This is a genomic window from Pseudomonas sp. SA233 (assembly GCF_054792385.1).
On sequence record NZ_CP096449.1, the window covers coordinates 1,840,385 to 1,866,852 of the forward strand.

The 26,468-nt window shown below is 63.4% G+C and carries 25 protein-coding genes; 10 read left to right on the top strand and 15 right to left on the bottom strand.

All coding sequences use genetic code 11. The features are described from left to right. The first annotated feature begins 52 nt into the window (after positions 1–52). Together M1D87_RS08515 and sthA are read left to right on the top strand one after the other, a co-directional pair. Complete coding sequence (locus tag M1D87_RS08515; protein ID WP_322265443.1) at positions 53–1,051, top strand: FAD:protein FMN transferase; 999 nt, start codon at positions 53–55, stop codon at positions 1,049–1,051. Between the two features lie 202 nt (positions 1,052–1,253). Then, the gene (gene sthA, locus M1D87_RS08520; protein WP_013971726.1) at positions 1,254–2,648 is read left to right on the top strand and encodes a Si-specific NAD(P)(+) transhydrogenase; all 1,395 of its coding nucleotides are present in this window, start codon (positions 1,254–1,256) and stop codon (positions 2,646–2,648) included. 42 nt (positions 2,649–2,690) lie between these two features. On the opposite strand, the gene M1D87_RS08525 is transcribed toward sthA, so the two are convergent. After that, on the bottom strand, positions 2,691–3,413 hold the full coding sequence (locus M1D87_RS08525; RefSeq protein WP_013971727.1) for a glycerophosphodiester phosphodiesterase: 723 nt from the start codon (positions 3,411–3,413) through the stop codon (positions 2,691–2,693). A 31-nt stretch (positions 3,414–3,444) separates the two neighbouring features. Further along, positions 3,445–4,029, bottom strand: coding sequence for a PilZ domain-containing protein (locus M1D87_RS08530; RefSeq protein ID WP_004376405.1), 585 nt, complete (start codon positions 4,027–4,029; stop codon positions 3,445–3,447). A gap of 93 nt (positions 4,030–4,122) precedes the next feature. Here M1D87_RS08530 and M1D87_RS08535 point away from each other — a divergent pair, with 93 nt between their 5' ends. The 3 genes from M1D87_RS08535 (at position 4,123) to M1D87_RS08545 (ending at position 7,367) form a co-directional block, all read left to right on the top strand. Beyond that, positions 4,123–5,373, top strand: a complete 1,251-nt coding sequence (locus tag M1D87_RS08535) for a lipoprotein-releasing ABC transporter permease subunit (protein ID WP_015269543.1) — start codon at positions 4,123–4,125, stop codon at positions 5,371–5,373. A gap of 7 nt (positions 5,374–5,380) precedes the next feature. Then, positions 5,381–6,064, top strand: a complete 684-nt coding sequence (gene lolD / locus M1D87_RS08540; protein ID WP_169774647.1) for a lipoprotein-releasing ABC transporter ATP-binding protein LolD — start codon at positions 5,381–5,383, stop codon at positions 6,062–6,064. Between the two features lie 61 nt (positions 6,065–6,125). After that, entirely contained in the window at positions 6,126–7,367 is a 1,242-nt protein-coding gene (locus tag M1D87_RS08545) for a lipoprotein-releasing ABC transporter permease subunit (RefSeq protein WP_015269544.1), read from the top strand. Positions 7,368–7,501: 134 nt separating this feature from the next. On the opposite strand, the gene M1D87_RS08550 is transcribed toward M1D87_RS08545, so the two are convergent. Continuing rightward, positions 7,502–8,854 carry a heavy metal sensor histidine kinase gene (locus M1D87_RS08550; RefSeq protein ID WP_421091712.1) on the bottom strand — a complete coding sequence of 451 codons (1,353 nt, stop codon included), beginning with the start codon at positions 8,852–8,854 and terminating at the stop codon, positions 7,502–7,504. Continuing rightward, a complete protein-coding gene (cinR, locus tag M1D87_RS08555; RefSeq protein WP_039614139.1) occupies positions 8,851–9,531 on the bottom strand; it encodes a two-component system response regulator CinR in 681 nt (226 codons plus the stop codon). Before cinR ends, M1D87_RS08550 begins: the two co-directional genes overlap by 4 nt. Before the next feature lie 264 nt (positions 9,532–9,795). On the opposite strand from cinR, the gene queF reads away from it, so the two are divergent. After that, a complete protein-coding gene (queF, locus tag M1D87_RS08560) occupies positions 9,796–10,626 on the top strand; it encodes an NADPH-dependent 7-cyano-7-deazaguanine reductase QueF (protein ID WP_123085231.1) in 831 nt (276 codons plus the stop codon). A 125-nt stretch (positions 10,627–10,751) separates the two neighbouring features. Here queF and M1D87_RS08565 read toward each other — a convergent pair whose 3' ends face one another. Both M1D87_RS08565 and M1D87_RS08570 read right to left on the bottom strand, forming a co-directional pair. Further along, entirely contained in the window at positions 10,752–11,015 is a 264-nt protein-coding gene (locus M1D87_RS08565) for a DUF4404 family protein (RefSeq protein WP_004376395.1), read from the bottom strand. Positions 11,016–11,137: 122 nt separating this feature from the next. After that, positions 11,138–11,701: a phosphonoacetaldehyde phosphohydrolase-related protein gene (locus M1D87_RS08570; RefSeq protein WP_039614142.1), complete on the bottom strand. Its 564-nt coding sequence runs from the start codon at positions 11,699–11,701 to the stop codon at positions 11,138–11,140. 200 nt (positions 11,702–11,901) lie between these two features. On the opposite strand from M1D87_RS08570, the gene M1D87_RS08575 reads away from it, so the two are divergent. Then, a complete protein-coding gene (locus tag M1D87_RS08575; RefSeq protein ID WP_015269550.1) occupies positions 11,902–12,609 on the top strand; it encodes an MlaA family lipoprotein in 708 nt (235 codons plus the stop codon). 167 nt (positions 12,610–12,776) lie between these two features. Here M1D87_RS08575 and M1D87_RS08580 read toward each other — a convergent pair whose 3' ends face one another. Then, positions 12,777–13,076, bottom strand: a complete 300-nt coding sequence (locus tag M1D87_RS08580; RefSeq protein ID WP_013971739.1) for a PilZ domain-containing protein — start codon at positions 13,074–13,076, stop codon at positions 12,777–12,779. Positions 13,077–13,357: 281 nt separating this feature from the next. Between M1D87_RS08580 and rssB the strand changes: the two genes are divergently transcribed. After that, complete coding sequence (rssB, locus tag M1D87_RS08585; protein ID WP_015269551.1) at positions 13,358–14,542, top strand: two-component system response regulator RssB; 1,185 nt, start codon at positions 13,358–13,360, stop codon at positions 14,540–14,542. Further along, positions 14,539–15,021: an anti-sigma factor antagonist RssC gene (gene rssC, locus M1D87_RS08590; RefSeq protein ID WP_013971741.1), complete on the top strand. Its 483-nt coding sequence runs from the start codon at positions 14,539–14,541 to the stop codon at positions 15,019–15,021. Before rssB ends, rssC begins: the two co-directional genes overlap by 4 nt. A gap of 266 nt (positions 15,022–15,287) precedes the next feature. On the opposite strand, the gene M1D87_RS08595 is transcribed toward rssC, so the two are convergent. The 4 genes from M1D87_RS08595 to M1D87_RS08610 form a co-directional block, all read right to left on the bottom strand. Next, positions 15,288–17,138 (bottom strand): alkaline phosphatase D family protein, encoded by a 1,851-nt coding sequence (locus tag M1D87_RS08595; RefSeq protein ID WP_123084568.1) that lies wholly within the window; start codon positions 17,136–17,138, stop codon positions 15,288–15,290. Positions 17,139–17,345: 207 nt separating this feature from the next. Then, positions 17,346–18,272 carry a transaldolase gene (tal, locus tag M1D87_RS08600; RefSeq protein WP_061551496.1) on the bottom strand — a complete coding sequence of 309 codons (927 nt, stop codon included), beginning with the start codon at positions 18,270–18,272 and terminating at the stop codon, positions 17,346–17,348. A 345-nt stretch (positions 18,273–18,617) separates the two neighbouring features. Further along, the gene (gene dusA / locus M1D87_RS08605; RefSeq protein ID WP_421091713.1) at positions 18,618–19,628 is read right to left on the bottom strand and encodes a tRNA dihydrouridine(20/20a) synthase DusA; all 1,011 of its coding nucleotides are present in this window, start codon (positions 19,626–19,628) and stop codon (positions 18,618–18,620) included. Positions 19,629–19,830: 202 nt separating this feature from the next. After that, a complete protein-coding gene (locus tag M1D87_RS08610) occupies positions 19,831–20,700 on the bottom strand; it encodes an AraC family transcriptional regulator (RefSeq protein ID WP_123084566.1) in 870 nt (289 codons plus the stop codon). Between the two features lie 407 nt (positions 20,701–21,107). Between M1D87_RS08610 and M1D87_RS08615 the strand changes: the two genes are divergently transcribed. Then, entirely contained in the window at positions 21,108–22,145 is a 1,038-nt protein-coding gene (locus tag M1D87_RS08615) for a sterol desaturase family protein (protein WP_123084565.1), read from the top strand. Between the two features lie 33 nt (positions 22,146–22,178). Here M1D87_RS08615 and puuE read toward each other — a convergent pair whose 3' ends face one another. The 4 genes from puuE to M1D87_RS08635 all read right to left on the bottom strand — a co-directional run bounded on the left by puuE (position 22,179) and on the right by M1D87_RS08635 (position 26,462). Beyond that, on the bottom strand, positions 22,179–23,072 hold the full coding sequence (puuE, locus tag M1D87_RS08620) for an allantoinase PuuE (RefSeq protein WP_123084564.1): 894 nt from the start codon (positions 23,070–23,072) through the stop codon (positions 22,179–22,181). Then, a complete protein-coding gene (locus tag M1D87_RS08625; protein ID WP_123084563.1) occupies positions 23,072–23,944 on the bottom strand; it encodes a GNAT family N-acetyltransferase in 873 nt (290 codons plus the stop codon). The genes puuE and M1D87_RS08625 overlap by 1 nt, the downstream gene beginning before the upstream one ends. Positions 23,945–24,127: 183 nt before the next feature. Then, positions 24,128–25,045 (bottom strand): amidohydrolase family protein, encoded by a 918-nt coding sequence (locus M1D87_RS08630; RefSeq protein WP_123084562.1) that lies wholly within the window; start codon positions 25,043–25,045, stop codon positions 24,128–24,130. Positions 25,046–25,133: 88 nt separating this feature from the next. Further along, on the bottom strand, positions 25,134–26,462 hold the full coding sequence (locus tag M1D87_RS08635; RefSeq protein WP_013971792.1) for an MFS transporter: 1,329 nt from the start codon (positions 26,460–26,462) through the stop codon (positions 25,134–25,136). Between the last annotated feature and the right edge of the window lie 6 nt (positions 26,463–26,468).

A 26,468-nucleotide genomic window follows, 5' to 3' on the forward strand; every position in this document is an offset into this window, starting at 1 on the left:
GGAGCGGGTTTACCCGCGAAGAGGCCGGCACAGGCAACCGAGAGCCCGAACCTTGCGCACAGCCTTGCTGTTCATCCTCATGCTGCTCACCGCCTGCAACCAGGGCCCCATCCTGGAGCGCCTGGGCGGCCCGACCATGGGCAGCAGCTACAGCATCCAGTACGTGCGCGAACCCGGCGGCCCGGCGCCGGTCCAGGTGCAGGCAGCGGTCGAAACCATCCTGCACGACATCGACCAGCACTACTCGACCTACCGCGGCGACTCCACCATCAGCCGTTTCAACCAGTTGCCCGCCAACCAGTGCCTGGTGCTGCCGGCCGACATGCTCGAACTGGTCAGCCTTGGTCAGCACCTGGCCGAGCAGAGCGGCGGCGCCTTCGACCTTACCGTCGAACCCTTGCTCGACCTGTGGGGCTTCGGCCCCCAGGCCCGTCACGAACAGGTGCCCGACCCGTCGGCCCTGGCCCAGGTGCGCCAGCGCGTGGGCTACCGGCACTTGCACATCGACGGCCAGGCCCTGTGCAAGGACGCCCCGGTGCAGCTCGACTTCAACAGCATCGCCGCCGGCCATGCCGTCGACCTGATCGCCGCGCGCCTGCAGGCCATGGGCGTGGCCAACTTTGTCGCCGAAGCCACCGGCGAGCTCAAGGCCGCCGGCCGCAAACCGGATGGCAGCCCCTGGCGCATCGCCCTGGAGCTACCCCGCGAAGATCGCCAGATAGCCCGCCAGATCATCCCGGTCAACGGCCTTTCGGTATCGACCTCGGGTGACTATCGGCACTATTTCGAGGAGAATGGCCGGCGCTATTCGCACACCTTCGATGCCCGCCTCGGGCGCCCGGTGCAGCACGACCTGGCCGCGGTCACCGTGCTCGATGCCTCGGCGCTGCAGGCCGACGGCTATTCGACGCTGCTGTTGATCCTGGGCCCGGAACGTGGCTGGGATTTTGCCGTGGCGCATGGCCTTGCCGCGGTATTGGTGACTCGGGCCGAGGGTGGCTTCGTCTCCCGAGCTACGCCCGCATTCGAACGGGCAGTGAAAGGCGAGTGAAAGCACAAGCAGGGATGATCGCTGCCAGGGAATGGTTCACATATGTAGTGCGGGCAAAATTGGCCTACGACGCGACCAAGGGTTAATGTGCGCGGCGTTCACGCTTGATTAGACTGCACCCGAATTTTCTCATGACGCCCCGGCGGCATGATCGCGCCCCGCGAGCGACCGTGGCTTGCGGGCCAGTTCTGAAGGAGTACGCATGGCTGTCTACAACTACGACGTAGTGGTGCTGGGTTCCGGCCCGGCCGGAGAAGGTGCGGCAATGAACGCCGCCAAAGCAGGGCGCAAGGTGGCGATGGTCGATAGCCGTCGCCAGGTCGGGGGCAACTGCACCCACCTGGGCACCATCCCGTCCAAGGCACTGCGTCACTCGGTGCGGCAGATCATGCAGTTCAACACCAACCCGATGTTCCGTGCCATCGGTGAGCCGCGCTGGTTCTCGTTCCCCGACGTGCTGAAAAGCGCCGAGAAGGTCATCGCCAAGCAGGTAGCGTCGCGCACCGGCTACTACGCACGTAACCGCGTGGATGTGTTCTTCGGCACCGGCAGCTTCGCCGACGAGCAGACCGTCGAAGTGGTCTGCCCGAACGGTGTGGTGGAAAAGCTCAACGCCAAGCACATCATCATCGCCACTGGCTCGCGCCCGTACCGCCCGGCCGATATCGACTTCCACCACCCGCGCGTCTACGACAGCGATACCATCCTCAGCCTCAGCCACACCCCACGCAAGCTGATCGTGTACGGAGCCGGCGTGATCGGTTGCGAATACGCCTCGATCTTCAGCGGCCTGGGTGTATTGGTAGAGCTGGTAGACAACCGTGGCCAGTTGCTGAGCTTCCTCGACTCGGAAATTTCCCAGGCGCTGAGCTACCACTTCAGCAACAACAACATCACCGTGCGCCACAACGAAGAGTATGAGCGCGTCGAAGGCCTGGACAACGGGGTGATCCTGCACCTGAAGTCGGGCAAGAAGATCAAGGCCGACGCCTTGCTGTGGTGCAACGGTCGTACCGGCAACACCGACAAGCTGGGCCTGGAAAACATCGGCATCAAGGTCAACAGCCGCGGCCAGATCGAGGTCGACGAGGCCTACCGCACCAGCGTGCCGAACATCTACGGTGCCGGCGACGTGATCGGCTGGCCAAGCCTGGCCAGCGCTGCCCATGACCAGGGCCGTTCGGCAGCTGGCAGCATCGTGGACAATGGCAGCTGGCGCTTCGTTAATGATGTGCCGACCGGTATCTATACCATTCCGGAGATCAGCTCGATCGGCAAGAACGAGCAGGAACTGACCCAGGCCAAGGTGCCGTACGAAGTGGGCAAAGCCTTCTTCAAGAGCATGGCCCGTGCACAGATCGCCGGCGAGCCGCAAGGCATGCTGAAGATCCTGTTCCACCGCGAAACACTGGAGGTGCTGGGCGTACACTGCTTCGGCTACCAGGCTTCGGAAATCGTCCATATCGGCCAGGCCGTGATGAACCAGCCGGGCGAGCTGAACAACCTGAAGTATTTCGTCAACACCACGTTCAACTACCCGACCATGGCCGAAGCCTATCGGGTAGCTGCCTACGATGGCCTGAACCGGCTTTTTTGAGCGGCTCCGACCGGTGGCCTGAGCCGGTCGGAGAGACCGATTTCAACCCTGCCCGAGGGTGGTCCTGGCCAAACCGGGAAAGTCTGTAATCAGGCTGTCCACACCGAAGTCAGCGAGCCGGCGCATCAGTGCCGGTTCGTTGACCGTCCACACCGACACGTGCAAACCCTGGGCCTGGGCTTTCAGCAGGCGCTCGGGGGTGCACAGCGTCCAGTTCAATGCCAGCAGGTTGCAGCCATAGTTCTGTGCCACCTTCAATGGGTCGAGCCAGGCGTATTCGGCTACCAGCCCGCGTTTGACGTCCGGCACCAGCTCCAGGGCGGCACCCAGCACTTCGCGTGAGCTGGAGGTAATGGTCACCTTGTCCAGCAGGCCGTACTGCTGGGCCAGTTCGCGGATCGCCAGCACGGTGGTCGCGGCGCGGGTACGCGAGGCGCTTTTCACTTCCAGCTGCCAATGTTCGAACGGGCACTTCTGGAACAGTTCTTCCAGCCTCGGAATCGGGCAGGGCTGGACATGGCCCGGGCCGCCTTTGCGGGCATCTATCTTGACCAGGTCTGCGGCCGGGTGCTCGACCACCTTGCCGCGTTTGCCGGTGGTGCGCTTGAGGGTAGGGTCGTGGATCACCATCAGCTCGTTGTCGGCCGACAGGTGCAGGTCCAGCTCGCAGCGGGTCACGCCATGGGCGAGGCATTGCTGGAAGCTCTTCAGGGTATTCTCGGGCGCTTCGCCCTTGGCGCCGCGGTGGCCGTAGATCAGGGTCACGTTCGTTCCTTCAAATCAGAGAAAAATGGGCTCAGGAGGCGGGGTCGTTCTGTTCCAGCTGCTGGCGCCGTTGCTGCTGCTGGCGTTGCAGGATGTAGCGGGCCAGCAATTGCCGTTGGGCGTCGGTCATGTCGGTGAATTCGGTGCCGATCTCGAAGCCGCCCTCCGGGCGCGGGTCGCAATGGGTGACCTTGCCGCGCAGCAGCAGGCCGTGGGCGCGCGGCATCAGCACCATCTTCACCTTCACCCGGGTGCCGGGGGCAACCGCTGTGGCTTGTGCGAACTCGATGCCGCCTTCGGAAATGACCACCGGCTGGGGCTGTCCAACTTCGCCGAGCAGGGTCTGGGCAACTACTGCGCTAAGCAGGTCGAGGCGTTTGTTCTGCGCGCGCAGGAAAGCGGCGAGGGTGCGGTCCTTCTCGCTCAGCTGGCGCAGCAGGTGCTGCGACTCGAAGTCGGACAGGTGCAGCTCGCTGAGCAGGTTGAACAGAGGCGAATCATCTTGCAACACATCTGGGTCAAGGGCTTCGGCCGCGCTGAGGGGGCTGATTTGAAGTGCGATCCGATCTTCGATGCGGTAGTATTCGCGGCGATCTTCTTCGTCTAATGTCGTCATGGCGAACCCAAGGTAGCGGCGGTGGTCCGAGTGTAAAGCCGCCGTAGGCGCCTCGCCACAAGGACGTTCCCTTTCATCCGAACAAGCCCCGACATGTTCAGACCTCTTTTCGCATTCATCGGCACGCGTTATACCCGTGCCAAACGTCGCAATCACTTCGTCTCGTTCATTTCCCTGACCTCGATGATCGGCCTCGCCCTGGGCGTGGTGGTGATGATCGTGGTGCTCTCGGTCATGAACGGTTTCGACCACGAGATGCGTACCCGCGTGTTGGGCATGATCCCCCATGCCACGCTGGAGAGCGGCCAGCCCATTGCCGACTGGCCGGCCCTTGCCCAACAAGTAAAGCAGAATCCGCAGGTGGTGGCGGTTGCGCCCTTCACCCAGATGCAGGGCCTGCTGACCCACGAAGGCAAGGTGCAGAAGGTGCTGCTCAACGGCATCGACCCGGCCCGCGAGCGCGAAGTGTCGATCATCGACAAGTTCGTCCTGCAAGGCCGCCTGGACCAGCTGGCGCCGGGCGAGTGGGGCATCATGATCGGCGACAAGGCCGCGGCCAAGCTGGGCGTGGGCATCGGCGACAAGCTCACCTTCGTCGCCCCCGAGGTCAGCGTGACCCCGGCCGGCATGTTCCCGCGCATGAAGCGCTTCACCGTGGTCGGTACCTTCCACGTGGGCGCGGGCGAAATCGACGGCTACCTGGGCCTGACCAACATCAGCGACCTGTCCCGGCTGCACCGCTGGAAGCCTGACCAGGTCCAGGGCCTGCGCCTGAAGTTCGATGACCTGTTCCAGGCGCCGCGGGTGGCCTGGGACATCGCCCAGCGCCTGGGTGACCAGGAGTTCTACAGCCGTGACTGGACCCGCACCCACGGCAACCTGTACCAGGCGATCCGCATGGAAAAGGCCATGATCGGCCTGCTGTTGCTGCTGATCGTGGCGGTGGCGGCGTTCAACATCATTTCCACCCTGGTGATGGTGGTCAACGACAAGCGTGGCGACATCGCCATTCTGCGTACCTTGGGCGCCACGCCTGGGCAGATCATGCTCATCTTCATGGTCCAGGGCACGGTGATCGGGGTGATCGGTACCCTGATCGGCGCCGTGGTCGGGATCGTCGCCGCGCTGAACGTCAGTGCGGTGATCGCCGGCATCGAGAAACTGATCGGGCACAAGTTCCTCAACGCCGACGTGTACTTCATCGATTACCTGCCGTCGCAGATCCAGGCCCAGGACGTATACATGGTCTGTGGTGCGGCGCTGGTCCTGAGTTTCTTCGCCACCCTGTACCCGGCCTGGCGTGCGGCCCGCACCCAGCCTGCAGAGGCGCTACGTTATGAGTGAGTCGCGCATGAGTGATAAAGCCGTTCTGAGTTGCCGCAACCTGGGCAAGTCCTACGACGAGGGCCCGGAGTCGGTGCAGGTGCTGTCCGGGCTCAACCTCGAGCTCCACGCCGGTGAGCGGGTAGCCATCGTGGGTAGCTCCGGCTCGGGCAAGAGTACCTTGCTCAACCTGCTGGGCGGCCTCGACCGGCCGACCCAGGGCAGCGTCTGGCTGGCCGGCGAGGAGCTGTCGGCACTGGGCGAGCGCGCCCGTGGCCTGTTGCGCAACCGCGAGCTGGGCTTTGTCTACCAGTTCCACCACCTGCTGCCGGAATTCACTGCCATCGAAAACGTGTGCATGCCGTTGCTGATCGGCCGCACGCCGATCCCCGAGGCCCGTGAGCGTGCCGAGGCGCTGCTCAAGCGTGTTGGCCTGGCCCACCGCTTCAACCACAAGCCGGCCGAGTTGTCCGGTGGTGAGCGCCAGCGGGTGGCGATTGCCCGGGCACTGGTCAACCGCCCCGGCCTGGTAATGCTCGACGAGCCGACCGGCAACCTCGACCACCACACCGCCCAGGGCATCCAGGAGTTGATGCAGGAGCTGTCCAGTGCGTCGCGCACGGCGTTCCTGGTGGTCACCCACGACCTCAACCTGGCACGCCAGATGGACCGTGTATTGAAGCTCGACGACGGCCACCTGGTGGCGATCTGATCGACTGCACGGGGTGGCCGGTGCCGCCCCGTTTTCCTGTTTTCATTGGGTGTTTTCGTACATGTTCAGACCCTTGCCCATCTTCATCGGCGCGCGCTACACCCGAGCCAAGCGCCGCAACCACTTCATCTCGTTCATCTCGATGACCTCGATGATCGGCCTGTCGCTGGGCGTGCTGGCGATGATCGTGGTGCTGTCGGTGATGAACGGTTTCCAGCGCGAAATGAGTTCGCGCATCCTCGGCCTGGTGCCGCATGCCGCCATCCTCGGCGTGCAGCCACTGGACGACTGGCACAAGGTCGCCGACGCGGCCATGCGCGACCCGGCGGTGATGGCGGCAGCGCCGATTACCGAAATGGAAGGCATGCTGTCGTACAAGGGCGCGATGCAGCCGATCCAGGTCGGCGGTATCGACCCGGCCGAAGAGGGCAAGGTCTCGATCGTCGGCCAGCATATCGTCCAGGGCCGGCTGCAGGACCTGCAGCCGGGTGAGTTCGGCGTGGTCATCGGTGAGCTGACTGCGCGGCGCTTCCGCCTGAATACCGGCGACAAACTGACCCTGATCGTGCCGGAAATCAGCAAGGAGCCGGGCGGCATCACCCCGCGCATGCAGCGCCTGACCGTGGTCGGCATCTTCAAGGTCGGCGCCGAGCTGGACGGCTCGCAGGCTTACATCCATGTCGACGATGCTGGCGCCATGCAGCGCTGGGCGCCGGGCCAGGTGCAGGGCGTGCGCCTGAAGCTGCACGACCTGTATGCCGCACCGCAGGTGTCCAAGGCCATCGCTGCCGGGCTGGGTGATGCCTACCGTGCCGATGACTGGTCGCATACCCAGGGCAGCCTGTTCAGCGCCATGAAGATGGAAAAGACCATGATCGGCCTGCTGTTGCTGATGATCATTGCGGTGGCAGCGTTCAACATCATCGCCACCCTGGTGATGGTGGTGAACGACAAGGGGCCGGACATCGCTATCCTGCGCACCCTGGGCGCCACGCCGGCGCAGATCATGGGCACGTTCATGGTCCAGGGCAGCCTGATCGGCATTGTCGGGACGCTGATCGGTGGCGTGCTTGGGGTGGTTGCGGCGTTCAACGTCAGCCAGATCGTCGGTTGGCTGGAGCGGGTGAGCGGGCAGCACATCTTTACTTCGGATGTGTACTTCGTCAGCAGCTTGCCGTCGCAGTTGCAGTGGGGCGATGTGGCGATCATCTGCACTGCCGGGTTGGTGATGAGCTTCCTGGCGACCATTTACCCGGCTTATCGGGCATCGCAGGTGCAGCCGGCGATTGGCCTGGCGGTTTAATGTCTACTTCAGGTTATTGAGCGGCTCTGTGGGAGCGGGTTTACCCGCGAAGAATCCAGCACGGTGCATGGCACCGGCTTCGCCGGTGTTCGCGGGTAAACCCGCTCCCACAGGGTGGCGTGCCAGCCCCGATGTCACTGGTCTTCAGTGAAATCGATCACGAATCGCGTCCACCCATACGCACACTCTGCCCTGATGCTCCCACCATGGGCCTGCACGATCGACCGGGTAATCGCCAACCCCAACCCGGCATGCTCGCTACTGCCTTCCCGCCGCGCCGGGTCCACCCGGTAGAAGCGGTCGAACAGCCGCGGTAGCGCCGCCGGCTCGATAGCCGCTCCGGTATTGGCCACGCCAATCCTCGGCCCTGGCCCCAATGTCACCTTTATCTGCCCACCCGACGGGGTAAAGCGCAAGGCATTGTCCAGCAAGTTGGACAGCGCCCGGCGCAGCATATGCCGGTCGCCCTGCAGCAGCGCCTCACCCTCGCGCAGCATCTGCACGCCGCTGTCCTCTGCCAGCGGCGCGTAGTACTCCAGCAGCGCATCCACCTCCTCATGCAGCACCAGCGGTGCTTGCCCCGGCACCAGCAGGCCATGGTCGGCCTTGGCCAGGAACAGCATGTCGTTGATCATCTGCGCCATCCATTGCAGTTCCTCGAGGTTGCCGTGCAGGGCTTCGCGGTACTCTTCGAGGCTGCGCGGGCGGGTGAGGGTGACCTGGGTGTGGGTCAGCAGGTTGGACAGCGGGGTGCGCAGCTCGTGGGCGATGTCGGCAGAGAATGCCGACAGGCGCTGGAAGGCATCGTCCAGGCGCTGCAGCATGGCGTTCATGGCCGTCGCCAGTTCGGCCAGCTCTTCGGGCATCTGTGCCACCGGCAGGCGGGTGGTGAGCGAGCGCGCCGACACGCTGGCAGCCACCTGGCCCATCTGTCGCAACGGGCGTAACCCGCGGCGTGCAGCCCAGGCACCGAGCAGCGCAGTGGCCAGCGCCGAAAGGCCCACCGTCAGCCAGATCAGCCGCTGCATGCCCTGCAGGAAATGCTGGTGATGGGTGATGTCGAGATACACGGTCAGTTGTGGCGATTGCGGGGCGCCTTGCGCCAGGTGCACGGCCAGGCTGCGGTAGTCGGTGCCTTGCGCATGCAGGGTTGCCAGCCCGTCGGGCAGCGGTGTCCGGGGCAGGCCTGTGCGGCTTTCGAACCAGGTGGCGCCGTCGCTGCCGTTGATGCGCAGGGCCAGGTCGGCCTGGTGGCCCAGTTCATCGCGCAAGGCAGGCAGGCGCGCCTGCAGCTCGGCCGGGGTGGTGATGCCGGCCAGCTGGGTGCGGAACAGCGACAGGCGCGAGTCCAGCAGCTGCTGGTCCAGTTCGACGAAGTGCTGCTCGCTGGCCCGGCTGAATATCAGGCCGGCACCGAGCGAGACAGCGGCGGTGCAGGCGGCGAACAGCAGGGCCAGGCGGCTGCCGAGGGAGACCCGACGCATCACTCCGCACGCTCTTCGAGTACATAGCCCATGCCGCGTACGGTATGGATCAGCTTGTTGTGGTGTGGGTCGTCGATCTTCAGGCGCAGGCGGCGGATCGCCACTTCGATCACATTGGTGTCGCTGTCGAAATTCATGTCCCACACCTGCGAGGCGATCAGCGATTTGGGCAGCACCTCGCCCTGGCGGCGCAGCAGCAGTTCAAGCAGGGCGAACTCCTTGGCGGTCAGGTCGATGCGCTGGCCGGCGCGCTCGGCGCGGCGGCGGATCAGGTCCAGGCGCAGGTCGGCCAGGCCCAGGGTGGTGTCCTGACTGGGGCTGGTGCCCCGGCGTAGCAGGCTGCGCACCCGCGCCAGCAGTTCGGAGAAGGCGAACGGCTTGACCAGGTAATCATCGGCGCCCAGCTCCAGGCCGTGCACCCGGTCCTCCACGGCATCGCGGGCGGTGAGAAACAGCACCGGGGTGTCCAGGCCGGCCTGGCGCACGGCCTGGAGGATCTGCCAGCCGTCACGGCCGGGCAGCATCACGTCGAGAATCAGCAGGTCGTGGTCACCGGTCAGGGCGAGGAACTGGCCGGTCTCGCCGTCGGTGGCCAGTTCGGTGGCGAAGCCGGCCTCGTTCAGGCCCTGGCTCAGGTACTGGCCGGTACGGGCCTGGTCTTCGACGATCAGCAGTTTCATTGGGTGAATTGACTCCAGCAAACGGCACAAAACCCTGTGGGAGCGGGTTTACCCGCGAAGAATTCAACACGATGCATGGCACCGGCTTTGCCGGTGTTCGCGGGTGAACCCGCTCCCACAGGGATTGGGTGATGCTGAGATGATACGTGACGATGCACCGGCTTGCCCCAAACTGACGAAGATGTAATCCCGCTGACTTGCGCTCCAAGGCGGGGTGCAAAACCGGTAGACTAGGGGCAATTTCGAACCTTCAGGTCAGTTTCCATGCATCCCGCTGCCGAACATTCCCCGCTGGGCAAGTCCAGCGAATACATTGCCACCTATTCCCCGGAGCTGCTGTTCCCGATCCCGCGTACCGCCAAGTGGGCCGAGCTGGGCGTTACCGCCGAGACCTTGCCGTGGCAGGGTGTGGATTACTGGAACTGCTTCGAGCTGAGCTGGCTGCTGCCATCTGGCAAGCCGGTGGTGGCGATCGGCGAGTTCGCCATCCCCGCCGATTCGCCGAACATCATCGAGTCCAAGTCGTTCAAGCTGTATCTGAACTCGTTGAACCAGACGGTGTTCGCCTCGCTTGGCGAGCTGCAGGCGTGCCTGGAGAAAGACCTGTCCGCCGCCGCCGGCAAGCCGGTGGGCGTGAAAGTGCGCACCCTGGCCGAGGTCGAGGCCCAAGGCGTGGTGGCCTTGCCGGGGCAGTGCATCGATGAGCTGGACGTTGCCATCAGCAACTACGAACAGCCGCAGCCAGAGCTGCTGCGCTGCAACCCGGAGCAACAGGTGGAGGAAACCCTGCACAGCCACCTGCTGAAGTCCAACTGCCCGGTCACCGGTCAGCCGGACTGGGGTAGCGTGGTGGTCGAATACAAGGGCAGGGCGCTGGACCATGCCAGCCTGCTGACCTACCTGATCAGCTTCCGCCAGCATGCCGACTTCCACGAGCAGTGTGTGGAGCGGATCTACCTGGACTTGAAGAACCTGCTGCAGCCGGAGCATTTGACGGTGTATGCGCGCTATGTGCGCCGGGGTGGGCTGGATATCAACCCTTACCGCAGCACGGGGGCGATCAGCCCGGACAACAAGCGCCTGGTTCGGCAGTAAGTTCAAGTACGCCGGGGCCGCTTTGCGGCCCATTCGCAGTACAAGGCTGCTCCTACAGGGAGACGCATAACCCCAGTAGGAGCAGCCTTGTGCTGCGAATGGGCTGCGAAGCAGCCCCGGCTTTTTCAGATCCCCATGCTGTGCAGCGAGTTGGCAATGCTGCGCAGGGTAGCGGTGAGGTCGGGGTGGTCGGCCTCGAAGCGTTCGATCGCCAGGTTCACGCCGTCCACCAGGTTGTTGTCTGGCGTGGCTTCTTCAAGCTTCAGTTGCGCCTCGATCTGGCGCGCTTCTTCGTGCAGCGCGGCCAGCTCCTCGTCCGAAAGCGGCACGTTGCGATCCAGTTGCTCGCGCAAGCTGTTCAGGCGCTCTTGCAATTCGCGGGCAGGCATTGGCAGTTCTCCATCAATGGCTTGGCAAGCCATGGACCTCAGCGAAGCGGCAAAGGTTCTGGCCTGTCTTCAGCGTAATCCACCTGCCGATGCTTTGCATGATCCGCGTCAACGGTGCTGTATCAGGGTTTTTCGCCTTTGCGCCGGCGCTGGGCAATGTCCTGCAGACAGGTCTCCAGCGCTTCCAGGTGGTCGATCACCGAGTGCACGCCCAGGCTGAACAGTTCCAGCGTCGCCTTGCCACGGGCCAGGTCCTGCTCCTGCGGGGTCAAGGCTTGCCATTGCCGCGAGCTGCGGTCGCAGAACGGGCTGCAGGCAGCCAGCCCCACCGTCCACAGCCCCGCGTTCAGGCCAGATTGCAGCAGGCGTGGGTCGCCGCTGACCAGCACGCAGCCGTCCAGGCGTTCGCTGTCCAGCGTCATCAGGGCCTGCCAGCAGGCGTTCGGCGCCGGCCAGCGCACGCCGTTCACCGAATGCCCCGGCAGCCAGGCGGGAAGTACGTGCGCCAGGCGCTTGCTTTGGGGGGCGTCGAGGTCGTCCAGCCAGATGCACGGCACCTGGCGCTGGCGCAGGCTGGCGAGGGTGGCCAGCGCGCCGGGGGCGGGCGAGGGGGTGCCGTTGGCGGCTTGCACCAGGCAGCCGCGCAAGCCGAACAGCACAGCGGTGAAGGCGGGTGCATTGTCCATGGCAACTTCCCTCAAATAGTCCGCAGGCTATTCGGCGATTGTTACCGCCCTGTGACAACCGGCACCGCGCAACAGTTGTTCACAAAATATTGAGCAGCGATGTGTAAAGCTGTTTATCAGCCCGCAAGCCTCTATACTGCCGCCGTACAGCAGCGCACCCGTTTGCGCTTGCGGCCGAGAAATTCGATGGAGAAACACCTATGCGTAGGATCGGTGCCAGTGTGATCGAACGAGTCACCCAGGCCTGTGTCTGCGCCAGCATGCTGCTGGCGCCCGTGGCAGCCACCCAGGCAGCCACCGAGGAAGATCCCTGGGAAGCGGTCAACCGCCCGATCTTCCGTTTCAACGATACCCTCGACACCTATGCCCTCAAGCCATTGGCCAAGGGCTACCAGGCGGTCACCCCGCAGTTCCTCGAAGATGGCATCCACAACATCTTCCGCAACCTGGGCGACGTGACCAACCTGGCCAACGACCTGCTGCAGTTCAAGCCCCATGCGGCGGGCGTGGACACTGCGCGGCTGATCGTCAACACCACCTTCGGCCTGGGCGGCTTCTTCGACGTGGGTACCAAGATGGGCCTGCAGCGCAACGACGAGGACTTCGGCCAGACCCTCGGCTACTGGGGCGTGCCGAGCGGCCCATACGTGGTCATCCCGCTGCTGGGCCCGAGCACCGTGCGTGACGGCGTGGCCAAGTACCCGGATACCTACACCAAACCCTACCGCTACATCGACCATGTGCCGACGCGCAATTCGATCTTCGCCCTGGACATCATCGACACCCGCGCCGACCTGCTGTCGGCAGAGAAGCTGATCCAGGGTGACAAGTACATCTTCATTCGCAACGCCTACCTGCAGAACCGCGAGTTCAAGGTCAAGGATGGCGAGGTCGAAGACGACTTCTGATCCTGCGCGGGCTTGGTCCTGCGCAGCCCCGTGTAGGAGCGGCCTTGCGTCGCGATAGGGCCGCAAAGCGGCCCCGGCAATTCATGCGGCGAAGCTGAAGTCGGGGGGCTGCTGCGCAGCCCTATCGCGACACAAGGCCGCTCCTACAGGGGTGCCCAGCAGGCCCATCAATGCATCGCCACAATCCGCAACCCGAACTTCTGCTGCCCGCCCGGCTGGTCGGCAATCCACACCACTTCCGTGCTGGCGTGCAGCCCTTTCAGCGCCGGATGCTCGGACTCGATCCGTACCTCGATATGGTCCCCCACCTGAAAGCGCTGCGGTGCCTGCACCTGCATGCCGCCGCTGGACAGGTCAAGGCACACTGCCGCGATCACCTGGCCTTCGTGCAGCAGGCTGACCTCGGTGTCGATGCGCATGCGGATGAAATCGCGTTTCTCGCCATGGCTGGAGGGCGTGTGGGGCATGCTGCATCCTTCCCGTCGGGTTGCGCTGGTCGACTTTCTTATAACTCTCGGTGATTTGCCCTGTAAAGTGCGCCGGGGTCGACCCTTGCATGCTTGAAACGCCTGCCGGATGGGAGTACCGTCTGCGCCTTACAAGGTAGCTCTCGCAGTTGCCAGACAGTTGCCGGGCAGGTGTTCTTGTCCTACAACTCAAGTAGAGTGTGACCATAAAGAATTCCCGTAGCTGGCCGTCTGCCTTGCCGACACCGCTGCACCAACCTAAATCGGCGCCGTTCGCCCACATGCAGAAAACCAGTGCAACGCTGCTGATCATCGATGACGACGACGTGGTCCGTGCAAGCCTCGCCGCCTATCTTGAAGACAGTGGCTTCAGCGTCCTCCAGGCCGGCAATGGCCAGCAGGGGCTTCAGGTCTTCGAAGAACACCAGCCCGACCTCGTGATCTGCGATCTGCGCATGCCGCAGATGGGCGGCCTCGAACTGATCCGCCAGGTCAGCGAGCGCGCCCCGCAGTTACCGGTGATCGTGGTGTCCGGTGCCGGCGTCATGAGTGATGCGGTGGAAGCGTTGCGCCTGGGTGCTGCCGACTACCTGATCAAGCCGCTGGAAGACCTGGCCGTGCTCGAGCATTCGGTGCGCCGCGCCCTCGACCGCTCGCGTCTGGTGCTGGAAAACCAGCGCTACCGCGACAAGCTCGAAGCCGCCAACCGCGAACTGGAGGCCAGCCTGCATCTGCTGCAGGAGGACCAGACCGCCGGTCGCCAGGTGCAGATGAACATGCTGCCGGAAAGCCCTTGGGTGGCCGGCGAGTTCGCCTTCGAGCATCAAATCATCCCGTCGCTGTACCTGTCGGGTGATTTTGCCGATTACTTCCGGGTGGACGAACGGCGCATCGCGTTCTATCTCGCCGACGTCTCCGGGCATGGCGCGTCGTCAGCGTTCGTCACCGTGCTGCTGAAGTTCATGACCACACGGCTGTTGTTCGAATTCAAGCGCGGCAGCAAAATGCGCGAGTTCAAACCCTCGCAGGTGCTCAGCCACATCAACCGCGGGCTGATCAACTGCAAGCTGGGCAAGCACGTGACCATGGTTGGCGGGGTGATCGATGAAGACACCGGCCTGCTGACCTACGCCGTTGGCGGCCATCTGCCGCTGCCGGTGCTGCACACTCCCGAGCACACCCGCTACCTGGAAGGCCGCGGCCTGCCGGTGGGGCTGTTCGACGAGGCTACCTACCAGGACCTGGTAGTGGAGCTGCCGCCGCAGTTCAGCCTCAGCCTGATGTCCGATGGCATTCTGGACCTTTTGCCGGGTGATACGCTCAAAGATAAAGAAACCGCCCTGCCGGAAATCGTCAGGGCAGCAGGTGGCAGCCTGGATGGGCTGCGTCAACGATTCGGATTGGCTACGCTTGGGGAGATGCCGGATGATATCGCCCTATTGGTGTTGAGCAGGAACCTTCAATGAGTACCGGTAGAATCCAGTTCGCCGAGCAGAGCGGTACCTTCGTCCTGAAATTCGTCGGTGAAGTGCGCCTGACCCTGTGTTCGGCGCTGGATGCGACGATCGAGAAGATTTTCACCGCGTTGAACTTCTCGGCGATTGTCATCGACCTGACCGAAACCGAGAGCATCGACAGCACTACCCTGGGCCTGCTGGCCAAGCTGTCGATCCTGTCGCGCCAGAAGGTGGGCCTGTTGCCGACCGTGGTCACCACCAACCCGGACATTTCCCGGTTGTTGCAGTCGATGGGCTTCGATCAGGTGTTCAACATCGTCGATCGGCCGATCCCGTGTCCGGAATGCCTGACCGACCTGCCATCCCAAGACCAGAACGAAGATGTGGTGCGCTCCAAGGTGCTGGAGGCGCACAAGATCCTCATGGGCCTGAACGACTCCAACCGCGAAGCCTTCCATGACCTGGTCAATGCGCTGGAGCGGACCTGATCTTCAGCCTGTACCGGCCTCTTCGCGGGTAAACCCGCTCCCACAGGTTATGCACCAGTCTTGAGTCAGGCGCTCACCTGTAGGAGCAGCCTTGTGCTGCGAAGAGGCCAGCACTGCCACAGAATATCTTTTGTCATACCTGCCTCTTCGCAGCACAAGGCTGCTCCTACAGGTACTGCGTTGCATTCGAAACCTGTGTTGCCCCTGTGGGAGCGGGTTTACCCGCGAAGAGGCCGGCAAGGCCAACACAAGCATTACCTGCCTGATCACCCTCGCCGCGCAAACTCGGTAGCCTCACCCCCACCCGCATCCAGCTGATACACCCGCGCCGGCCGCCCCTGTTCATCGAAGAACACCTGCCCCAACCCCGCACCATTCCACAACCGCTCGCCAGCCTTGCTATGGCTGGGCGTACGCGGCACCACCTCCATTTCCCGCCGCTTGGTAAACCAGTTGAGCGGCGAGCGTGGCGCATACAGCCAGCGGTTGAGCCGGTCGAGCACATCCAGCAGGCGCCGCGGGAATTCGTTCTTGATCCCGCTGCTGGTCACCTGCCACAAGTGCGGGCTGCGCTGGCGGTGGCGGATCAGCACTTCATAGACGAACGAGTAATGCACATCGCCGGACAGCACCACGTAGTGCCCCGGCGTGCGCGAGTGGCGGAAGATGTTGAGGATGACCTGCGCTGCACCGCGGTGGGCCATCCAGTTCTCGGCATCCACCAGCAGCGGGTAGCCCAGCCAGCTGAACAGCTTCTGCACTGTCTCGATCAGCTTCACGCCAAAAATCGGCGCAGGCGACACGATGATCGCCGACGGGTGGTCCAGCAGTGCTTGCTGCAACTCGCTCAGCGCCTCCCAGTCGAGCAGGCCGGACGGCTTGGCCAGGCTGCTTTCGCTGCGCCAGCGGCGAGTGCGGGTGTCCAGCACCAGCAAGGGTGGGTTGGTGGGCAGGCTGAACTGCCAGCCCTGGAAGCGCAGCAGTGCACCGATCAGCTCATCGTGGGTCTGGCTGTTCAACGCCTGGCATTGCCCGACCAGTGGCTTGCAACCCTGCGGGTCGTTACCCCAGGCCTGGCACAGCAGGTAGCCGAGCAGGGCATTGCCGATGATCCGCCGCGAGAAGGGGTGGCCGTAGGCGGTTTCTTCCCATAGCGCCGATAGGTTCCAGTCGTCGGTGATGTCGTGGTCGTCGAAGATCATCAGGCACGGCAGGTGGGCCATCACCCGCGCTACCTGGCCGAGGTTGTCGGCAAACGCCTGGATCAGCGGCAGCTCCTGGCGGTAACGTGCCTGGCGCGGTGCGGTGAGCCCGTCGGGCATGTCCAGGTTCACCAGCTGCCAGGGCACCGGTGACCACACCAGCAGGTACATGGCCATGACCTCGGCGAAGGTCACCAGGTGGTTGTCGGCGTTGCTGGACGAGAATATCGGCTTGCGCTTGCCGCCGAAAAAGCGCTCGCGCAGGGTTTCGTTGCGTTCCTGCGCTGGCAGCAGGTCGGCGCGGTGGTAATAGCAGGCCGGGTGCTGGTACAGCGCCTGGCTGTCGGGCACCACCGCGCCCTCCAGTTGCTCGTCGAACAGGCCCAGGCGCGCAATCAGGCTGTGGATGGCGCGCAGCATCGGGCCGGCAACGTCGTCGGCATAGACCTGGTCGCCGGTCATCAGCAGCACGGCGGGGCGGTCCGCGGGTTTTTCGCAGGCCTGCAGCAGGCGGTCGGCGCAGAGCAGGCCATCGGCGGCCGGGAAATGCGGCTTGCGGCAGGAACCGTGCAGCAGGTGGTCGAGCCGATCGCGCAGTACCAGGCTTGGGCGCCGGGCGCCGGGGTAAAGCAGGTGCGGCGCCCAGCCTGCGATGCCCTGGCCGTTGATGAGCAGGTCATAGTCGAGCAGTTGGTTGCAGGGCAGCGGCTGGGCGAAGTTGATGTCCAGCAGATGGATGAAGGCGTGCTGGCCAACCGCGACCACCTGGCAATCGACCTGGGCCTCGCCTGCCGGGAAGATGAATTCGGCTTGCAGCGGTTGCGTGGCGACCAGCCAGATGGCCAGGCGCTGGGGTTCCAGGCGGCGCAGTACCGGGCCGGCGAGTACGAGGGGCAATGGGGTAGAGGAGGTCATCGACAGCTCAGGTGGCTTCTCGGGCCCCTTCGCGGGTAAACCCGCTCCCACAGGTACAGCGCCACCTTCTGGCCTGTGGGAATCCTTGTGGGAGCGGGTTTACCCGCGAAGAGGCCCTGGAATTCAATACAAATCTAAGGCCAGGTAAAACAAAAACGGGCGGAAAATGCTGAACACTTCCCGCCCGTCAGGCAATCCCGAAATGTATCAGGCCTTTTCAGCCATCAACTTCTCCAGCTTCTCCTGGTCCCGTGCGAACTGGCGAATGCCTTCCGCCAGCTTTTCGGTACCCATGGCATCTTCGTTCATGGCCCAGCGGAACTGGCTTTCGTTCAGCTGTTGCTTGGCCTCGCCAGCATTGCCCGGCTTCAGCACCTGTGGCAGGTCGCCCTGGTCATCGCTGAGCTGCTGCAGCAGCTCTGGGCTGATGGTCAGGCGGTCGCAGCCGGCCAGCTGTTCGATCTGGCCGATATTGCGGAAGCTGGCGCCCATGACCACAGTCTTGTAGCCGTTGGCCTTGTAGTAGTTGTAGATGCGAGTGACCGACTGCACGCCCGGGTCTTCGGCGCCCACGTATTCCTGGCCGGTGCTCTTCTTGTACCAGTCGTAGATACGGCCCACGAACGGCGAAATCAGGAACACCCCGGCATCGGCGCAGGCCTGGGCCTGGGCGAAGGAGAACAGCAGGGTGAGGTTGGTCTGGATCCCTTCCTTCTCCAGCTTCTCGGCGGCGCGGATGCCTTCCCAGGTGGAGGCCAGCTTGATCAGCACGCGTTCGCGGCCAACACCGGCGGCTTCGTACAGCTCGATCAGCTTGCGCGCCTTGGCCAGCAGCGCGGGTTCATCGAACGACAGGCGGGCATCGACCTCGGTGGAGATACGCCCCGGGATGACCTTGAGGATGCCCGAACCCACGGCCACCGCGAACTTGTCGCAGGCCAGGTCGACATTACCCTTGGCATCGGCCTTCACCTGCTTGAGCAGATCGGCGTAACCCGGGATGGCCGCAGCCTTGAGCAGCAGCGACGGGTTGGTGGTGGCATCGACCGGTTTCAGGCGGGTGATGGCGTCCAGGTCCCCGGTGTCGGCGACCACGGTGGTGAACTGCTTGAGTTGTTCCAGCTTGGAGGTCATGGGCGTGCTCTGTCCTGTGCAATGACTCGACATTACCCGAGCCCCGACGGCCACTCAAGGGCTCGCGAAGCGCGGTGCGAAAGGTGAGGATTCGAGTCGCAAGCGGCCCCGAGGTTCCGCATCTGCTTGCAAGGGCCGCTGGAGATACAACTGGCTTACACAAAATGTGGTGGTTTGCGCCATCCCTGTGGGAGCGGGTTTACCCGCGAACACCGGCGAAGCCGGTGCCATGTACCGAGTTGTTTTCTTCGCGGGTAAACCCGCTCCCACAGCATCTGCATATATCTGAACCCCTGCGGCATCCTGGAGGGGATGGTTTGCTGGCGATCAGGCTCACCTGCTGAATTACCGCCCCTGCAACAGCTCCACCGCCTGGTCGAACACTGCCAACGGCTCCGCCGCCTTGTGGATATCCGCCGACAGCAACTGGCGGAAGCGCCGCGCCCCCTTGAACCCTTGGGCCAGCCCCAGGATATGCCGGGTAACGTGGTGCATCGCGCCACCACTTTCCATGTGCGCGACGATATAAGGCCGCAACTGCGCCAGCGCCTCGCTGCGGCTGACCACCGCCGCCTCGCTGCCGAACAGCTGCTGGTCCACCTCGGCCAGCAGGTAAGGGTTGTGGTACGCCTCACGCCCCAGCATCACCCCATCGAAGGTTTCAAGGTGTGCCTGGCACTCGGCCAGGGTCTTTATCCCGCCGTTGAGCACGATCTCCAGGTCCGGGAAGTCCGCCTTCAACTGCGCCGCCACGTCATAGCGCAGCGGCGGAATCTCACGGTTCTCCTTCGGCGACAGCCCTTCCAGGATCGCGATGCGCGCATGCACGGTAAAGCTCCGGCAACCTGCCTCGCGCACCTGGCCGACGAAATCGCACAGCTCGGCGTAGCTGTCGCGGCCATTGATGCCGATGCGGTGCTTGACCGTCACCGGGGTCGACACCGCATCGCGCATGGCTTTCACGCAATCGGCCACCAGCGCCGGGTGGGCCATCAGGCAGGCGCCGATCATGTTGTTCTGCACCCGGTCACTCGGGCAGCCGACGTTGAGGTTGACCTCGTCGTAGCCAGCCTCCTCGGCCAGGCGGGCACAGGCGGCCAGGTCGGCCGGCACGCTGCCGCCCAGTTGCAGGGCCAGCGGGTGCTCGGAGACGTCGTGGCGCAGGAAACGGTGGGCGTCGTTGTGCAGCAGGGCACCGGTGGTGACCATTTCGGTGTACAGCAGGGTGTTTTTGGAAAGCAGGCGCAGGAAGAAGCGGCAGTGGCGGTCTGTCCAGTCCATCATAGGGGCAACGCTGAAGCGACGGGAAGGCTCAGGGCGCGTGGTTGCTGGGTTAGAGCCTGGTTTTGTGGTCATATCGTTCAACGTGTCTTGTACCAAATTCAGCAGTTTCGAAGGTGTTTGTAGCAATCCGGTTGCGCGCCCTGGCAAAAGTCGACGGCAAGTGCTCGGTGATAGCCAGGGCAGGCAGCTAGTTTACCAAGAGAGCCGGGCATCCGTCTGGACTCGATCTATGCGCGGCCCTGCAGCCTTCTCCCCAGATTAGCCACCAGCCAACTTACTTGAGCGGCACGTAGATATCCGTTTGCCATTGCTCCAGCGGCGTTTCCGGATACACGCTCAAGTAGTGAAAGAACAACGGATGATCCCGCAGTTCCTCGTCGCTCGAAGGCAGCCAGTCCCGATAAAGCGGATAGATGGTTTCGCCAATGTAGTCAGGCGAGCCGGTATGCCGGATCACGGCGCAGCGGCCCGCCGGGATGATGCGTTCGTGCACGCCGAAATCGTTGGGCTGCACGGCTTCGCATATCTCGCCACACACGGCGAAGCGAAAGGCGTGCGCCGGGGTGGTGTCGGGGTTGTCGTAGGGGATGCCGAAGGTTCGGCTGCTGGCCACCGGTGACTGGCCGCTCTGAATGCGCCATTGGCGAAAACGCGCAACGCTTTCACTGACCAGGCCGGGCGCCCCTTGGTGTTCGAGCGCGGCCACATGGGTTTTGGCGAAATCCACGATGCGGATCTGCATGGTGATACTCCTTGAAAGATGAGGAACAACGAAAACCGCACTCCAGGCCTGCCAGTTCGGGGCCTTGGCGAATACGCTCGGCGCCATGCCAAAAGCACGCTTGAAGGCCCTGGAAAAGGCTTCGGGGCTTTCGAAGCCGGCGCCGAAAGCTGCTTCCAGCACGGAGATGGCCGGCGAGGCGACCAGTTGGTGCGCCGCGCGTCGAAGCCTCATCAGTTGCACATACCGTGAAACCGGAACGCCCATGTATGCCGTGAACTGCCGATGGAAATGAAATGCCGAGAAGTGCGCGACGCGGCTCAGGGCATTTACCGACAGGTCACCTTCGAGGTGGCTGTTGATGTAGGCAAGCACGGCTTCGAACCGTTTCGCGTAGGTCGCTTTGTGCTGTGAATCAGTCAACGAACGGAATCTCCGGGAGGTGCGGTGAGCGCTAGCATCCGTTGTTCAGCCATGCAGGCGCCTAGCCGGGATTGCTGTATCGGGGATTGTCTTGACCGTGCCGTGGATGGCACCGGTGCTTTCGGTGTTCGCAGGGGAGGGCAGCAGGGTGAATGCGGTCGCTGGCGCTTCCGTGCAAGGGGAAGCACCAGCGTAACCGGCCCGGCATGATCGGTCGACTGGGCGAAGCGGGTCGTTCACGCTGATCAATGAACTCCGAGCCTCGCCAGCGCACTCCGCCGCCCACTTTCAACTGCGGCAGTGCCGGCAGGCGGGAGCTGGTGAGGCAGCACCAGGCCATGCATAAAACCACTGGAGTAAATCAATCTGATTTACAATTGCGTCCCTTTTGCCGAGGCTGACGTTTCGTGGATGCCCTGTCGCTTGTCTTCGAGCACCTGACCGAGTGGGTAATTACGCCCGTTACCGACCAGTTTCTCGGCATTTTCAATATGAACGGCCGTTTCGGGGCCTTGTTCCTCTGCATCTCCTATGGCGCAGCCTATGGCCTGTTCCGCTTCAGGAAGCAGCGCGGCGTGAGCGACGCCCAGTCGTTCTGGCAATTCATCGGCGGCGCCCGGGTACATCTGCATCCCTCGGCGCTGCTGGACTACCGCTACTACTTCGTGCGAGCCATCCTCAAGGTTGCACTGGTGCTGCCCGTCGTCCAACTGGTCGACCCCTACATCCTGCGCTCCGGCGATTACCTGGCCTTTTTCAGCAACCTCTGGGGCGCGCGCCCGCGCCTGGGCGAGAACCTTGCACTGTCCCTGCTCTACGGGTTGGGGGTGTTCCTGCTAAAGGACTTCATCCATTACTGGGCGCACCGGGCCTTTCACTCCCGCTGGCTCTGGGCCTTTCACAAAGTCCATCATTCGGCGCCCGTGCTGGTGCCGGCGACAGCGAGCCGGGTGCATTTCGTGGAAAAGATCGTCGAGAAACTGAGCACCGGCATTGGCATCGGCTTCTACGCCGGATGCTTCTGGTACCTCTGCGGCGGTGAAGTCAGCCGCTACACCCTGTTCGGCGTGACCTACCTGGTGTTCATCTTCAACAGCCTGGCGGCCAACCTGCGGCATAGCCATGTCTGGCTGTCGTTCGGCCCGCAGCTGGAACATGTGTTGAACAGCCCGGCCCAGCACCAGATCCATCACAGTGACGCCCCGCGCCATTTCAACCGGAACTTCGGCACCAACCTGTCCCTGTGGGATTGGATGTTCGGCACGCTCTATGTCACTACATCAACGCCCGAAAGCATCCGCTTCGGCACCGGTGAGCAGGACCACCAGCGTTACCTGACGGTCTATAGCCTGATCGTCACGCCCTTTGTCGAAACCGGCCGTAAGGTCCTGATGAAATGCCAGCGCAAGGCTGTGCTCGGCGCGTCCGGCAGGGCAGGCCGTTAGCTGATCCCGTGTTTGTTGCGAACGACTGACCGCTCAGGCGGGGAACTGGGCTATCCAGTGCCTGGCAATCTCTTCGCGCCGGCAGACCCACACCCCGTCGTGGCCCTGCACGTAATCGAGAAAGCGCGCCAGCGCCATCGCACGACCAGGATGGCCGCTGATCCGCCCATGCAGGCCCACGCTCATCATCTTCGGGTGGTGCGCGCCCTCCTGCCACAACAGGTCGAAAGCATCCTTCAGCAGCCGGAAGAAGTCTTCACCGCAGGCGAAACCATTGGGCAGCAGATAGCGGGCGTCGTTGTTGACCAGTGTGTACGGAACCACCAGGTGGGCGGGCGAGCCTGGGAGCCAATAGGGCAGATCATCATTGTAGGCATCCGAGCTATAGAGAAACCCGCCTTCCTCACGCAACAGGCGGCGGGTGTTCTGGCTGACCCTTCCTGTATACCAACCTACGGGGCGTTTACCGCAGATCTGCTCGATCACGTCGATGGTGAGGCGGATATGGCGCCGCTCCTGGTCTTCAGGCATGTCGCGATAGTCCAGCCAACGGTAGCCATGCCCGGCAATCTCATGCCCGGCAGCGCAAAGCGCATGGCCAATCGCCGGGGTCAGTTCCAGTGCTCGGCCAACGGCAAAGGCGGTCAGCGGCAGCCCCCTGGCGCCGAACAGCTCCAGAATGCGCCACACACCTGCGCGCGATCCGTATTCGTACATGCCCTCGACGCTCAGGTCCGGTTCCCCCACACGCGGCGGGCGGCCGGGTAGCTCATGAAGCCAGGCCTCCGACTGTGCGTCGCCATTGAGCATGCATGACTCCGCACCTTCTTCGATGTTGAGTACGAACTGGACCGCGACGCGCGCCCCACCGGGCCATCGCGGGTGGGGTGGGTTGCCGCCATAACCGATCAGGTTGCGAGCGGACATCAGCCCAGCTCGAAGGTCGTGACGGCGAACACACGTTCGTGTGCGATCACCGGAGGAGGGCCGAGGTACATTCGTGCGCAGCCGAAAACCTCGATCATGCCCTGTTGGCGCACAAGCGCCATCGCGGCGGGGTTATTCTCGGGGGCATCCAGAAACAGCGGGCAACCTTGCGCAAATTCTGCCAGGCGCGCGTAGAGGGCATTGGCTGCCAGGGCGTCATCGGCGAACAAGGGGCCGATCTTGTAGCCTTCCCGGCAGCGCCTTGCCACGCCATAGCCGCTAAGCCTGCCCTCGCGGCGGCAACCCACGGCGAGTGCATCGGCCTGGGCTATCCACCCGCTCAGGAAGGCTGCGCGCGCGGCAGGGAAGCAGGTGCGGTCGTAATCGACCACCTCATCGAACTGGAAGGTGGCCAATGGGACGATGTCCTGGTTGTCTACCTGCGAAGGCGCCGAGCGTTCGGTGGCCTTGGCACGAAAACGCATGTTGCGATGGGAGAAGACGAACCCACCCTTGGCGTAGTAGTCCTGCATTGCGAACACGCCATCCATGCCAATGCTCGCGCTTGGGCGCAGGCGGGCGAGGAGTCGCTCGCGGCGTGCGTGCCAGAGGGTATTGCCCAGGCCTTGACCGCGATACTCAGGCCGGACGATGAAAAAGCCCATGAAACCGAATTCGCCGTTGTAGGAAGTGATGGCACCGCCGCCGATCAATTCACCGCCCCGGGACGCCGCGATGAAGGCGGCAGGGTCCGTGGCCCAGAACAAATCGGCATCGTGAACGCCGGGATTCCAACCCTCACGGGCAGCCCAATCGACGAGCTCGTCCAGTTCGGGACGGGTCATGTTGCGTATGACCAGCTGATTCGACACCGCTAAGTTCCCCCAGTTGCTAACAGGGCGGATGGTTCATCGTCACTCGGAACCCTTTGGGTATAGCTTCAACGCGAGTATTGATCCAGGCCGTTACGACGCCTGCAGGGCATGTTCATCGCGATAGATCTGAGTAGTTTCGTCATTCGGCCGATGCGGGCGACGTTTCGGTTTGGCAGGTGATCAGAAGTCGTAAAGCTGGGCGGGGTTGTCGCGCAAGATCAGGGTCTGGGTTTGCTCCTTTGGAGCCCAGCTCATCAGCAGGTCAAGGATCAGCGCATCGTCGGGTTTCTGCTCGGCGGCAAGCGTCGGGTGCGGCCAGTCGCTACCCCATAGCATGCGATCAGGGCGATGGCTGATCAGTGCACTGGCGACTCGGCCGACGTCCTCGAACAGCGGTGCTCCGATTTTCGAGCGAAGATAAGGTGCCGACAGCTTGATCCATGACCGGTCGGTGTCCAGCAACCGCACCAGTGCGGCGAAAGCCGGTGACTTCAGCGCGTCTGGCTGTGGTACATGGCCCATGTGGTCGATAACGATCTTGCCTGGCAAGGCCAGCAAGCGCGGGGCAACCTCGGGCAGCAGCGGCCCGGGAGCGACCTGTACGTTCCAGCCCAGTTCGCCGACCCGCGCGGCCAGGCTTTCTAGCCCATCGAGCACCTGGCTGCCAACGCTCAGGTTGAAGCGGATACCACGCACTCCTGCCTGGTGCAGTTCGGCAAGCTCTGCGTCGGTGATCGCATTGGACACAACCGCCACACCCCGGGCATCGCCGCGGCTGCGCAACAAGCCATCGAGCATCACCCGGTTATCGGTGCCGTAGGTCGATGGCGTGACGATGACCATGCGGCGGATGCCCAGGCGCTGCTGCAGTTTGCGGTAATCCTCCAGCGAGGCATCCGCCGGCAGCAGGGTAGCTCCGGGTGCGGCCGGGATACGGCTGTCGTAGAGGTGCATGTGGCAGTCGATGCTGCCTGCGGGCGGCGTCAGGCGCGGGTGCGCATCGCCCTTGCTGAAGGGCACGTCGGCCATGGCGCCCATGGAGGCGACAGCACCCAGTGCACCGGTGGCCTGCAAGAATTGACGACGAGACAACGTCATGGATATTCCTCGTTTATTGTTGTTGTGAAATGACGATGCCCACGTTCCTGACGCAGGAAAGCGGGCATCGAAGTACGGCTTGCGCGGCTTATTTCGCGCTGAGGGCGCTGGCTGCCTCAGCTTGCTCGCGCTGGCGCTTGCGGCCAATCACCAGTACCGCGAGCCCGGCCACGGTGCACAGCGCGGCCAACGGCATCAGCGCCAAGGAGTAGCTGCCGGTGGCATCGTGAATGGCGCCATAGGCATTGACCATGATGCCTCCGCCAATCAGGTTGGCCATGGCGCCCACGGCTGCCAGCCCCGCAGCAGCAGTCGAGGAAGACAGCCAACCCGACACCAGCGCCCAGAACGGCCCTTTCATCGAGTAGGCGCCCACCAGGACCATGGTCAGCATCACTACCGTTGCCGGCAGGGACGAGGTGAACAAGGTCATCAGCAGGCCTGCTGCAATCAGCAGCATGGTCATTGCGGTGTGCCAGCGACGCTCGCCGGTACGGTCGGAACTGCGGCCCCAGATGATCATCAGCACCGAGGCGATGCCGTAAGGGATGGCGTTCACCAGGCCGATTTCCATGGCGCTGAGGCCAAAGGTTTTCAGCAACTGCGGGGCCCACACGCTCATGGTGCTGCCTGCAGCTGAAGCGCCCGAGTAGATCAGGGCCAGCACCCAGATGTCTTTGTGGCGCAGCAGCTTCCACAGCGAAATATGGCCGATGGCGGTCTTTTTCGAGGCTTCATCAGCCAGGCGCTTGGTGAGCCAGCCGCGTTGCTCGTCACTCAGCCACTTGGCCTGCTCGGGGCGGTCGGTAAGCACGAACAGGCAGGCGATGCCCAGCAGTACGGCTGGAATGCCTTCGAGAATGAACAGCCAATGCCAGCCACGCATGCCCATCCAGCCATCCAGGTTCAGCAGCAGGCCCGACAGTGGCGAACCAATGAAGTTGGCGGCAGGGATCGCCACCATGAACAGCGCCACCATGCGCGCGCGGTAGGCAGACGGCAGCCAGTAGGTGAGGTACAGCAGCACGCCCGGGAAGAAACCGGCCTCGGCAGCACCCAGCAGAAAGCGCATCACGTACAGTGAATTGGCACCCTGAACAAACGCCGTGCCTGCCGAGATCAGGCCCCAGGTGATCATGATGCGGGCTATCCAGATGCGTGCCCCGTAGCGTTGCATGGCCAGGTTGCTGGGCACTTCGACCAGGAAGTAGGCAAAGAAGAACAGGCTGCTGGCGAAGCCGAACACCTTGGCCGTGAGCTGCAGGTCCTCGTTCATCTGCAGGGAAGCCATGCCGATATTGCCGCGATCGATGATCGCGATCAGGTAGCAGACGATCAGAAAGGGCAGCAGTCGCCAGGCGATACGGCGCATGGTGCTGCGTTCGAGTTCATCCGGCAGCGATGTTGCTGAAGTCATGGTGCT